Genomic DNA, 11,465 nt, shown 5'->3' with positions numbered 1-11,465 from the left:
CGTACCCGAAACGCCATGAGGGCAAATTAGCTGTACCCGAAACGTCAGCCGCCGCGGCCGGAACCCTCCACGAGCTCAGCCGCTTCCCGATCTGCCGCCTCCTGCTCCGTCGCATCCCGCCCCGCGGTCGTCTTCCGGCCGACCGCCTCACGGTCGTCGTCCTCGTCGTCCCGCGGGGCGTCGTCCTGGTTCTGCGGCTTCCAGCTCAGGTGCACGGCGACGCCGTCGCCCTCCGCCTCGATGCGCATCACGATGTCCTGCCCGAGCAGGTGCTTGTGCTCGAGGTAGTTCCTGTCGCCCTTGGCCTCCTCCAGGAGGCGGTTCAGTGCGGAACACATGGCCCGCCCCCAGTCGTGCGGGTCCTTGCTTGACGCATGCTCCATGCCGAAATAGGTCACCATGTCTCCATCATGGGGCCCCACGACCTCAGGAACCAGAGACATACGCCCCTCCTTTGGTATCCAAGACGGCTTGACCGGCCTCACATCATCCCCCTACACTTTCATTGAGAGAAAGTTTTCTTCCACTATCTGGAAATGACAGATGAGAGAGGTGTCGACGATGACATACACGGTGAACTGCTCCATCCTCCTGACCGAGCTGCCGCTGCTCGAGCGCCCTGCCGCCGTCAAGGCCGCAGGCTTCGACGCCGTCGAGTTCTGGTGGCCGTTCGCCGAGGCCGTCCCCGCCGACAAGGACGTCGACGCGTTCGTCGCCGCGCTCGAGAACGCCGGCGTGCAGCTGAGCGGCCTCAACTTCTTCGCCGGGGACATGCCGGCAGGGGACCGCGGCCTCGTGTCCTGGAAGGGCCGCTGCGGCGAGTTCAAGGACAACATCGATGTGGTGGTCGGCATCGCCGAGCGCACCGGCACCAAGGCGTTCAACGCCCTCTACGGCAACCGCCAGGACGGGTTCACCCCGCGGGAGCAGGACGAACTCGGGCTGAAGAACCTCGTCGCGGCCGCCGAGGGCGTCGCGAAGGTCGGCGGCACCGTCCTCCTCGAGCCGGTCTCCGGCACTCCCGCCTACCCGCTCAAGACCGCGGCGGACGCCCTCGGCGTCATCGCCGCAACGAAGGAAGCCGGGGTCGAGAACGTCAGGCTCCTCGCGGACTTCTACCACCTCGCGGTCAACGGCGACGACGTCGCCGCCGTGATCGAGGAGCACGCCAAGGACTTCGGCCACATCCAGATTGCGGACAACCCCGGCCGCGGCGCCCCCGGCACCGGAAGCCTCCCGCTCGGCGAGTGGATCTCGCGCTCCCGCGAGCTCGGCTACGCCGGCTACATCGGCCTCGAGTACAAGGCGCCCCAGGCCGAGGCGTTCGCCTGGGCCATCCGCCCGGTCGCGTGACAGCCGCCACCCACCAGACGTGAAGGAGAACAGCATGAGCAACGCAGGGACCAAGTCCAGCATCGCAGTGATCGGCCTCGGCATCATGGGCCTCCCCATGGCCGTCAACCTCGTCAAGGCCGGCTACGCCGTCACCGGCTACAACCGCAGCGAGGACAAGGTCAACAAGCTCGTCGCCGAGGGCGGCCGGAGCTCGAAGAGCATCGCCGAGGCGGTCAAGGACGCCGAGGTCATCATCACGATGGTCCCGGACTCCCCCGACGTCGAGGGCGTCGTCTCCGGCCCCGACGGCGTCTTCGCGAACGCCCCGAAGGGCGCGCTGTGGATCGATGCCTCGTCGATCCGCCCGGACGTCGCCGCTCGGCTCTCCGCCGACGCCCGCGAGGCCGGCATCCGCCCCCTCGACGCGCCGGTCTCCGGCGGCGAGCAGGGCGCCATCGACGCGGTCCTGTCCATCATGGTCGGCGGCGAGAAGGCGGACTTCGACGCCGCGCTCCCGGTCCTCGAGGCGGTCGGCAAGACCATCGTCCACGTGGGCCCCTCCGGCTCCGGCCAGACCGTCAAGGCCGCGAACCAGCTGATCGTCGCCGTCAACATCCAGGCGCTCTCCGAGGCGATCGTCTTCCTCGAGGCGTACGGCGTGGACACCGACGCCGCGCTCAAGGTCCTCGGCGGCGGCCTCGCCGGCTCGAAGGTCCTGGACCAGAAGGGCCAGAAGATGCTGGACCGCAACTTCGACCCCGGCTTCCGCCTGGCCCTGCACAACAAGGACCTCGGCATCGTCACCTCCGCGGCCCGCGAGGCCGGCGTCGTCGTCCCCCTCGGCGCGGCGGTCGCGCAGCTCGTCACGGCCCTCGTCGCCCGGGGCGACGGCGGCCTCGACCACTCGGGCCTCTTCAAGCTCACCGCCGAGCTCTCCGGCAAGGCCGAGTCTTCCGGCAAAGACAGGCTCTCCGGCAAGGCGTAGCCGCGCACGACGGCGACCACTCGCCGTCGTGCGCCAGGCACCCACCGCGGTGCCCCCACAGACAGCCGGCCCCGGGCGCGCAACCTCGGGGCCGGCCCCTTTCTCACACCCGAAAACGTTCCAAAGGAGCTTCCGACATGGCAAAGATGCGCACTGTCGACGCGATCGTGGCCATCCTCGAGAAGGAGGGCGCCACCGAGGCCTTCGGCCTGCCCGGCGCCGCGATCAACCCCCTCTACTCCGCGATGCGCGCCCACGGCGGCATCCGCCACACGCTCGCCCGCCACGTCGAGGGCGCCTCGCACATGGCGGACGGGTACTCCCGCGCGAAGGCCGGCAACATCGGCATCTGCCTCGGCACCTCCGGCCCCGCCGGCACGGACATGATCACGGGCCTGTACGCGGCCCAGGCGGACTCGATCCCCATGCTGTGCTTCACCGGGCAGGCGCCCGTCGCGAAGCTGCACAAGGAGGACTTCCAGGCCGTGGACATCGAGTCCATCGCGAAGCCCCTGACCAAGATGGCCATGACCGTCCTCGAGCCCGGCCAGATCCCCGGCGCGGTGCAGAAGGCGTTCCAGCTCATGCGCTCCGGCCGTCCCGGCCCCGTGCTCCTGGACCTGCCGTTCGACGTGCAGATGGCCCAGATCGACTTCGACATCGACGCCTACGAGCCGCTCCCGGTCGAGAAGCCGCGCGCCACCCGCAGGCAGGCCGAGAAGGCCCTGGACATGCTCACCGCCGCCCAGAAGCCGCTGATCGTGGCCGGCGGCGGCATCATCAACGCCGACGCCGCCGCCCAGCTCGTCGAGCTGGCCGAGACCCTCAACGTGCCCGTGGTCCCGACCCTCATGGGCTGGGGCGCCATCCCGGACGACCACCGACTCATGGCCGGCATGGTGGGCCTGCAGACGTCGCACAAGTACGGCAACGCGACGTTCCTCGAGTCCGACTTCGTGATCGGGATCGGAAACCGTTGGGCCAACCGCCACACGGGCTCCATCGAGAAGTACACCGCGGGGCGCACGTTCGTGCACGTCGACATCGAGCCGACCCAGATCGGCCGCGTGTTCTCCCCCGACTTCGGCATCGTCTCCGACGCCGGCGCGTTCCTCGACGCGGTCCTCGAGGTGGCGCGCGAGCGCAAGGCCTCCGGCCAGCTGCCCGACTACACCGCGTGGGCCGAGGCCGCCCAGGACAAGCGCGGCCGCATGCAGCGCAAGACGCACTTCGACAACGTGCCCATGAAGCCGTTCCGCGTCTACGAGGAGATGAACAAGGCGTTCGGGCCCGACACCACCTACGTGACCACGATCGGCCTGTCCCAGATCGCCGGGGCGCAGATGCTGCACGTGTTCGGCCCGCGCAAGTGGATCAACGCCGGCCAGGCGGGCCCGCTGGGCTGGACCGGGCCGGCCGCGCTCGGCGTCGTGCGCGGCAAGCCGGGCGAGACGGTCGTGGCGCTCTCGGGCGACTACGACTTCCAGTTCATGATCGAGGAGCTCGCCGTGGGCGCGCAGTTCCAGCTGCCGTACATCCACGTGGTGGTGAACAACTCCTACCTGGGGCTCATCCGCCAGTCGCAGCGCGGCTTCGAGATGGACTACCACGTCTCGCTCGCTTTCGAGAACATCAACGCGGAACCGGGCATCGGCACGATGAGCAGCACCGTCGCAGGCTACGGCGTGGACCACGTCAAGGTGGCCGAGGGCCTGGGCTGCAAGGCCATCCGGGTCGAGCACCCGGAGGACCTGGGGCCCGCCTTCGAGAAGGCCCGTGCACTCATGGCGGAGCACAGGGTGCCGGTCGTGGTGGAGGCGATCCTCGAGCGGGTCACCAACATCGCGATGGGCACCGAGCTGGACAACGTGACGGAGTTCGAGGGCCTCGCCGAGACCCCCGAGGACGCTCCCACCGCGATCGTGGCCCTCGCGGGCGCGGGCAGCTAGCCGGGCCGAAGGCAGGATCAGGAATGAAGATCGTCCTCGCCCCGGACAAGTTCAAGGGCTCCCTCACCGGCGCCCAGGTCGCCGAGGCGCTCGCCGAGGGCATCCTCGAGGTGCTCCCCGACGCCGAGCTCGTCCTGGTCCCCGTGGCCGACGGCGGTGAGGGCACCGTGAGCGCGGCGCTCGGCGCGGGCTTCTCCCCACGCCGGGCGGCCGTGGCCGGCCCGACGGGCCAGACACTCACCGCCGAGTTCGCCGTCTCCGCAGGCCCCGAGGGCCGGCGCACGGCAGTGATCGAGATGGCCGCCGCCTCCGGGCTGGACGTGCTCCCGGCCGGCGTCCGCGACGCCCGCGGCGCCACGAGCCTGGGCACGGGTCAGCTCATCCGGGCGGCCCTCGACGCGGGCTGCCGCGAGATCGTCCTCGGCGTGGGCGGCAGCGCGTGCACCGACGGCGGGGCCGGCATGCTGGCCGGCCTCGGTGCGCGCTTCACGGACGACGCCGGCCGCGACCTCCCGCTCGGCGGCGCGGCCCTGGCGCGGATCGCCGAAGCGGACCTGTCGGGCCTCGACGCCCGCCTCGACCGCGCCCGGCTCGTCCTCGCCGCCGACGTCGACAACCCCCTCCTCGGCGCGGAAGGGGCGGCGGCGGTGTTCGGCCCCCAGAAGGGGGCCTCGCCGTCGGACGTCGTGGAGCTCGACGCCGCCCTGGCGCGATTCGCCGCCGTCCTCGGCCAGGCCATGGGCCCGGTGGCCGCAGCCGCGAAGGACCTCCCCGGCGCGGGCGCGGCCGGCGGCGTCGGGTATGCGGCCCTCGCCCTGGGCGCGACGCGGAGGCGGGGCATCGACGTCGTCGTCGAATTCACCGGGCTGCGCGAGAGGCTCGCCGGTGCGGACCTCGTCGTCACCGGCGAGGGGAGCCTCGATGCGCAGTCGCTCTCGGGCAAAGCCCCGATCGGCGTCGCGAAGGAGGCCACCGCGCAGGGCATCCCGGTCGTCGCGGTGTGCGGGCGGAGCCAGCTCGCGAATGCCGCGTCGGCCGGCTTCCGCTCGGTCCACGCGCTGACAGGCCTCGAGCCGGATGTGGAGACCTGCATCCGCGAGGCGAGCGCCCTTCTGAGGCGGATCGGGATCGATCTGGCCGCCTCTATCGTTGACCTTGAGAACAGTAAGGAGCCTGTGACGTGAGCAATGCAGAGAGCGCTCCGGCATTCGACCTGGTGATCCGCGGGCAGCGGGTCCTCACCACGGCGGGCGTCGCCCCGCGGGAGGTCGGCATCACCGACGGGCGCATCGTCGCGCTCGAGCCCCTCGGCAACGGCCTCACCGGCCGAGAGACCATCGAGCTGGCCGAGGACGAGACCCTCATCCCCGGCCTCGTGGACACGCACGTGCATGTGAACGAGCCGGGCCGGACCGAGTGGGAGGGCTTCGCCTCCGCCACGAAGGCGGCGGCCGCCGGCGGGGTCACGACCATCATCGACATGCCGCTGAACTCGATCCCGCCGACAGTCAACGTCGACGCCCTCCAGGTCAAGCGCGCGGCGGCGGAGACGCAGTCCTTCGTCGACGTGGGCTTCTGGGGCGGGGCGATCCCCGGCAACACGGGGGACCTGCGCGCACTCCACGACGAGGGTGTCTTCGGGTTCAAGTGCTTCCTCCTCCACTCCGGGGTGGACGAGTTCCCGCACCTGGAGGTGGACGAGCTCGAGAAGGATCTGACCGAGATCGCGTCCTTCGACGGCCTCATGATCGTCCATGCCGAGGACTCCCGGGCGATCGACCGCGCCCCGAACCCCGAGGGCGACGTCTACGAGAGCTTCCTCCACTCGCGTCCCCGCGGCGCCGAGAACGTGGCCATCGCGGAGGTCATCGAACGCGCGCGCTGGACCGGCGCGCGGGCGCACATCCTCCACCTGTCGTCGTCGGATGCTCTGGCGATGATCGCCTCGGCGAAGCGTGACGGCGTGAAGCTGACCGTCGAGACGTGCCCGCACTACCTCACCCTCCTCGCGGAGGAGATCCCCAACGGAGCGACGGCTTTCAAGTGCTGCCCGCCGATCCGCGAGGCCTCCAACCGGGAGCTGCTGTGGCAGGGCCTCGAGGACGGCACGATCGACTGCATCGTCTCTGACCACTCCCCCAGCACTGTTGACCTCAAGGACCTCGAGAACGGTGACTTCGGTGTGGCCTGGGGCGGGGTCGCCTCGCTCCAGCTGGGGCTGTCGATCATCTGGACCGAGGCCCGGCGGCGTGGGATCGCGCTCGAGCAGGTCGTGCGCTGGATGGGCGAGAAGCCGGCGGAGCTCGCGCGCCTGCAGCGCAAGGGCGTGCTGGCCCCGGGGTACGATGCCGACCTTGCCGTCTTCGCCGCGGACGAGACCTTCATCGTCGACGCCGACAGGCTGCACCATAAGAACCACATCACGCCGTACCAGGGCAAGGCGCTCTCCGGCGTGGTGCGCCGCACCTTCGTGCGCGGCACCGAGGTGGACTTCAGCGAGCCCAAGGGCCGGCTGATCCGCCGCGGCACTGCCTGATCCACTGCCCGCCCGACCCCAGGATGGAACCATGACAGTCTCCACCAAGCTCTCCACCGGCCAGCAGGCCCCGGACTTCACCCTTCCGGACGCCTCGGGGCACGACGTCTCCCTGGCCGGCTTCCGCGGCCGCCGCGCTGTCGTCTACTTCTACCCGAAGGCCGCGACCCCCGGCTGCACGACCGAGGCCTGCGACTTCCGGGACAGCCTCGACGCCCTCAACGCCGCCGGCGTGAGCGTCATCGGCATCTCCCCGGATCCGGTCGAGGACATCGCCTCGTTCGCCGAGGACTTCTCGCTCACCTTCCCGCTCCTGGCGGACGACGGCGCGTCGGTCGCCAAGGAGTGGGGTGCGTGGGGCGAGAAGATCGTCAACGGCGAGGTCAAGGAGGGCATCCTGCGCTCGACCGCCGTCGTGTCCCCCGAGGGCACGATCGAGTCCATCGAGTACGGCGTCCAGGCGGACGGCCACGTGGCGGCCCTGCGCGACAGGCTCGGCCTCTGACCTAGCACCCTGGCGGCCACAACTGGCCGTGCGGCCCCGGTGCCAGTCCCCTGTGGACCGGCACCGGGGCCTTCTGCGTCCCGGCCCTGCCCCGCCCGGCCCCTGCGCCGAAGTCACCCCCTCTGCCGCCGAAGTCACCCCCTGCGGCGCCCAGGTCACCCCCTCTGCCGCTGAAGTCACCCCCTCTGGCTCCCAGATCACCTCTGCGGCGCCCATGTCACGACCGGGGTGCCGGCAGCCACTCCAAAGCACGAGGTGACCTCGACACCACACCCGGTGACCTCGGCATCACACGGGGTGACCTCGACACCACACCCGGTGACCTCGGCCCCACACGGGGTGACCTCGGCGGGGACACGGGGTGCAGAATTTCTGTATCCCACATCACCGGATAGTGTTGACAGTCACACCACCCATGGGGCAGACTTATTGCACATGCTGAAATAACAGTTCCACGATACGGAACCTAGCCGGCTCCCTGGAGGCGCTAGAAAAAGACGTTCCGTATAGCCGTCACCGTGGATGCCAGCATTGAGCAGTTGAGGACCCGACAAGCCATGTTGCTTGAACAGTTCAATGCCGCCCCCGCCGACCAGGCAAGAGAGCTCCTGAAGCCGTGCCTCGACGTCGACCGCTGGATCGATGAGATCACCCGGGCCCGACCCTATGCCAGCGTCGAGGACCTCCTCGCCGCAGCGCGCACTGCCGCGGACCCCTTCACCCCGCAGGAGCTGGAGGGCGCGCTGTCCCACCATCCCCGCATCGGGGAAAGGGCCGCCGGCAAGAGCGCCGAGGCGTCGATGTCCCGCAGCGAGCAGGCCGGCGTCGATCCCCGCGACCACAGGGTGACAACCGCCCTGGCCGAGGGGAACCGGGCGTACGAGGAGAAGTTCGGCCGGGTCTTCCTGATCCGCGCTGCCGGCCGCACCGCCGAGGAGATCCTCTCCGCGCTCCAGGAGCGCCTCGGCCACACGCCGGAGCAGGAGGAGCCCGTCGTCGCCGCACAGCTCCGCGAGATCGCCGTGCTCCGGCTGGAGCAGAGCCTCGCCGCGGACCGGGCGTCGAAGGGGGCATGAGCGCATGAGCGTCTCACATGTGACCACCCACATTCTGGATACCGCTGCCGGGAAGCCGGCCGCAGGTGTCGCCGTCGAACTCTACGCCCGCGACGGCGGCGCATGGTCCCGGATTGGCACGGGCATCACCGATGCAGACGGGCGGGTGAAAGAGCTCGGCCCCGAACGGCTGGACAGCGGTGAGTACCGCCTCCAGTTCGCGACCGGACCGTACTTCGCCGGCATCGGACAGGACACCTTCTTCCCGGAGGTTTCGCTGACCTTCACGGTCGACGCGGCGGAGGCGCACTACCACGTGCCGCTCCTGCTGAGTCCTTTCGCCTTTTCCACTTACCGAGGGAGCTAGCGCCATGGCGCAGAACAACACTGAGAACACCAAGATCGTCCTGGGCAAGAACCAGTACGGCAAGGCCGAGGTCCGCGTCGTCAAGATCACCCGCGACACCGCGCGTCACGAGATCGAGGACCTGAGCGTCACGTCACAGCTCCGCGGCGACTTCGACGCGGCGCACTTCGACGGGGACAACGGCCACGTGGTCCCCACGGACACCCAGAAGAACACGGTCTTCGGGTTCGCCCGCGACGGCGTGGGCTCGCCCGAGCAGTTCCTCATCCGCCTCGCGAACCACTTCACGTCCGAATTCGACTGGGTCACGGGCGGCCGCTGGGAGGCCGAGCAGTTCGCGTGGGAGCGGATCGCCACGAGCTCCCAGGCCGAGGGCCACGACCACTCGTTCGTCCGCAAGGGCCAGGAGGTGCGCAACGCGGTGGTCGTGAAGGACGGCGACACCGTCCAGGTGATCTCCGGCCTGAACGACCTCACGGTCCTGAAGTCCACGCAGTCGGGCTTCGTGGGCTACCCGAAGGACCGCTTCACGACGCTCGAGGAGACCACGGACCGCATCCTGGCCACCGACGTCTCGGCCCGCTGGCGCTACAGCCCCGAGGCTGTCGCGAACGGCTCCGTCGACTTCAACAAGTCGTACGACGACGTCAAGGCGCTCCTGCTCGAGGGCTTCACGGAGGGCTACTCCTACGCGCTCCAGCAGACCCTGTTCCAGATGGCGCAGAAGGTCCTGAACGCCCACCTCGAGATCGAGGAGGTCCGCTTCTCGACGCCGAACAAGCACCACTTCCTCGTCGACCTGACGCCGTTCGGCCTCGACAACCCGAACGAGGTCTTCTACGCGGCGGACCGCCCGTACGGCCTCATCGAGGCGAACTTCCAGCGCGAGTCCATCTCGGATGACTCCAACGCCTGGGACGGCATCACCGGCTTCTGCTGACCCGGCTCCGCCCCGCGCTGACCCAGCGCTGAACCGGAGGGAGGCACGACGGCGGTGAACTCCGGCCGCCGTCGTCCTCCTTCCGCTCCCCGCGCCTCGCCCGAGGCACCCCACCATCCCACGAAATCCATCGTTGCGCGCTCGGATATCACAGCTGACAAGGAGGTCCGCTATGTCCCGAAACCATGCGCCCGCACCCGGCCACAACAGCGCCGAGGCGGTCCGCCCCGAGGACCAGAGGCTGCCGATTGGCACCGCCTTCGCCTACGGGTTCCAGCACGTGCTGACGATGTACGGCGGCATCATCGCCCCGCCGCTCATCATCGGCTCCGCCGCCGGCCTGAGCGGCCCGGACATCGCGCTGCTGATCACGTCCTGCCTGTTCGTCGGCGGTCTCGCGACCCTGCTCCAGACGCTCGGCATCAAGTGGTTCGGCTCGCAGCTGCCGCTCGTGCAGGGCACCTCGTTCGCGTCGGTCGCGACGATGCTCGCCATCGTGAGCGGCGGCGGCGGGCTCCCTGCGGTGTTCGGCGCCGTCATCGCCGCCTCGCTCATCGGCCTGGCCGTCGCGCCGTTCTTCGCGAAGATCATCCACTTCTTCCCGCCCGTGGTCACCGGCGTCGTCATCACCACGATCGGCCTGTCCCTGACCCCGGTCGCCGCGAACTGGGCTCTGGGCGGCAACGCGAAGGCGCCCGACTACGGCTCCCCGGCGAACATCGGGCTCGCGGCCCTGACCCTTGTGGTCATCATGCTCCTGAGCAAGCTCGGCAACGCCGTCATCTCGCGGCTGTCGATCCTCCTCGCGATCGTCATCGGCACCGTCGTCGCTGCCTTCCTCGGCACGGCGGACTTCTCCAAGGTCGGCACCGGCCCGATCTTCGAGCTCCCGCGTCCGTTCGCGTTCGGGATGCCGACCTTCGAGCCCGCGGCGATCATCTCGATGGTCATCGTGATCCTCGTGATCCTGACCGAGACCACCGCGGACATCCTCGCCGTCGGCGAGATCGCGGGCACCAAAGTGGACTCGAAGCGCATCGCGAACGGCCTCCGCGCCGACATGCTGTCCTCGGCCATCGCGCCCGTGTTCAACACGTTCACCCAGAGCGCGTTCGCCCAGAACGTCGGCCTCGTGGCCGTGACGGGGATCAAGTCACGCTACGCGGTGGCCGCGGGCGGCGGCGTCCTGACGCTCCTCGGGCTCCTGCCCGTCCTCGGACGGGTCGTCGCCGCCGTGCCGACGCCGGTCCTCGGCGGTGCCGGCGTCGTGCTCTTCGGCACCGTCGCGGCCTCCGGGATCCGCACCTTGGCGAGGGTGGACTACAAGGACAACATGAACCTGATCATCGTCGCGACCTCCATCGCGTTCGGGCTCATCCCGGTGATCAACAAGGACTTCTACGGCCACTTCCCGACGTGGTTCCAGATCATCTTCGACTCGGGCATCAGCTCGGCCGCAATCATGGCGATCCTGCTGAACCTCGTCTTCAACGTGGTGAAGCGGGGCAACCCCCATGACCCGTCGGTGTTCGCCGCGGCACCGACCCGGGTCATCCCGATCCAGGTCCTCGAGTGCCTCGAGGAGGGCGACCGCTGCGAGAACGGGAAGATCCTCGACAAGGACGGCAAGGAGATCACCGTCCAGGAGCCCAACGGCGCCCACGGCCACTGAACCGCTCCGCCAGGGACCCCGCAACGCCTCCACCGTTGCGGGGTCCCGTCCCACCGGGACTGTCAATTTTTCGGTGTAAGTGGGTTGTGATTGTCGGGTCAGCGGCGTGCTGCGGAGAGCC

At 69.6% G+C, this 11,465-nt stretch carries 11 protein-coding genes; 10 read left to right on the top strand and 1 reads right to left on the bottom strand.

Annotated elements, in window-relative coordinates; translation table 11 throughout:
• Positions 1-44 precede the first annotated feature (44 nt).
• On the bottom strand, positions 45-443 hold the full coding sequence (locus ABD298_RS13845) for a hypothetical protein (protein ID WP_344300329.1): 399 nt from the start codon (positions 441-443) through the stop codon (positions 45-47).
• Positions 444-561: 118 nt separating this feature from the next.
• On the opposite strand from ABD298_RS13845, the gene ABD298_RS13840 reads away from it, so the two are divergent.
• From ABD298_RS13840 to ABD298_RS13795, 10 genes are all read left to right on the top strand, one after another.
• Positions 562-1,353 (top strand): hydroxypyruvate isomerase family protein, encoded by a 792-nt coding sequence (locus tag ABD298_RS13840; protein WP_344300328.1) that lies wholly within the window; start codon positions 562-564, stop codon positions 1,351-1,353.
• Positions 1,354-1,387: 34 nt separating this feature from the next.
• Positions 1,388-2,320 (top strand): 2-hydroxy-3-oxopropionate reductase, encoded by a 933-nt coding sequence (locus ABD298_RS13835; RefSeq protein ID WP_344300327.1) that lies wholly within the window; start codon positions 1,388-1,390, stop codon positions 2,318-2,320.
• A 137-nt stretch (positions 2,321-2,457) separates the two neighbouring features.
• Entirely contained in the window at positions 2,458-4,269 is a 1,812-nt protein-coding gene (gene gcl, locus ABD298_RS13830) for a glyoxylate carboligase (RefSeq protein WP_344300326.1), read from the top strand.
• 23 nt (positions 4,270-4,292) lie between these two features.
• Positions 4,293-5,453, top strand: coding sequence for a glycerate kinase (locus ABD298_RS13825; protein ID WP_344300325.1), 1,161 nt, complete (start codon positions 4,293-4,295; stop codon positions 5,451-5,453).
• A complete protein-coding gene (allB, locus tag ABD298_RS13820) occupies positions 5,450-6,805 on the top strand; it encodes an allantoinase AllB (protein ID WP_344300323.1) in 1,356 nt (451 codons plus the stop codon). The genes ABD298_RS13825 and allB overlap by 4 nt, the downstream gene beginning before the upstream one ends.
• Before the next feature lie 31 nt (positions 6,806-6,836).
• A complete protein-coding gene (gene bcp, locus ABD298_RS13815; RefSeq protein WP_344300322.1) occupies positions 6,837-7,310 on the top strand; it encodes a thioredoxin-dependent thiol peroxidase in 474 nt (157 codons plus the stop codon).
• A gap of 539 nt (positions 7,311-7,849) precedes the next feature.
• Positions 7,850-8,386: a 2-oxo-4-hydroxy-4-carboxy-5-ureidoimidazoline decarboxylase gene (gene uraD, locus ABD298_RS13810; RefSeq protein ID WP_344300321.1), complete on the top strand. Its 537-nt coding sequence runs from the start codon at positions 7,850-7,852 to the stop codon at positions 8,384-8,386.
• A 4-nt stretch (positions 8,387-8,390) separates the two neighbouring features.
• A complete protein-coding gene (gene uraH / locus ABD298_RS13805) occupies positions 8,391-8,732 on the top strand; it encodes a hydroxyisourate hydrolase (RefSeq protein WP_208710368.1) in 342 nt (113 codons plus the stop codon).
• 4 nt (positions 8,733-8,736) lie between these two features.
• A complete protein-coding gene (gene pucL, locus ABD298_RS13800; protein ID WP_344300320.1) occupies positions 8,737-9,672 on the top strand; it encodes a factor-independent urate hydroxylase in 936 nt (311 codons plus the stop codon).
• 172 nt (positions 9,673-9,844) lie between these two features.
• A complete protein-coding gene (locus tag ABD298_RS13795) occupies positions 9,845-11,344 on the top strand; it encodes a nucleobase:cation symporter-2 family protein (RefSeq protein WP_344300319.1) in 1,500 nt (499 codons plus the stop codon).
• The last annotated feature ends 121 nt before the right edge of the window (positions 11,345-11,465 follow it).

It is taken from the genome of Sinomonas flava (genome assembly GCF_039531875.1).
Taxonomy (GTDB): domain Bacteria; phylum Actinomycetota; class Actinomycetes; order Actinomycetales; family Micrococcaceae; genus Sinomonas; species Sinomonas flava.
This window is presented reverse-complemented; position numbering and strand designations above follow the sequence as displayed.